Genomic DNA, 587 nt, shown 5'->3' with positions numbered 1-587 from the left:
TTTTACCATGTTAATATGAATTTTATGGAGATTATGATATCGAAAGATGAAAAAAGAATGAAAGAACTCATAATAGAAATGGATAAGACTAGAAAAGAAAATGATGAGCTGTTAAAACAATTTGAAACTAGAATTAGTTCTCATAAAGAAAAAGATTTGTATAATGCGTTTCAAAGTCAATTTAAAGATTTAAGAGTACAAATGAAAAAAGCACAAGATTTGGGACTGACTAATAATGAAGAAGCCTATAGCTATTATTTAAAAGAAATTGACCCTAATATGGAAAAAACAATTCAGTCTATTCGTGAACTTATTTTATATAATAATAATGCTGCTGAACAGCTACAAAAAGAGAATGTTAATAGTGTGAAAAATACAATCATAACATTTGTAATTATTTCATTTGTTGGAATCATAATAATCATTTTTATTGGTTTTATAACAAAAAATGCTATAAAAAAACCAATTGTATTATTACAAAAAGATATGGAACGAGTATCTGCTGGAGATTTAACAATTCGAACTTCTTATAAATCCGAGAACGAATTAGGCCATATTGTACAGTCCTTTAATAGTATGTTAGATAA

At 25.7% G+C, this 587-nt stretch carries 1 protein-coding gene; it reads left to right on the top strand.

The window, feature by feature from the left end; translation table 11 throughout:
* Window positions 1-587: MCP four helix bundle domain-containing protein (locus DN403_RS30815; RefSeq protein ID WP_149186130.1), on the top strand; the 587-nt coding region annotated here is incomplete at both ends.

It is taken from the genome of Bacillus sp. AY2-1, from assembly GCF_008368965.1.
In the GTDB taxonomy this organism is placed as follows: Bacteria; Bacillota; Bacilli; order Bacillales; family Bacillaceae_G; genus Bacillus_A; species Bacillus_A thuringiensis_S.
The sequence above is the reverse complement of the archived record's forward strand: the minus strand, read 5'-3'. Positions and strand labels throughout refer to the sequence as shown.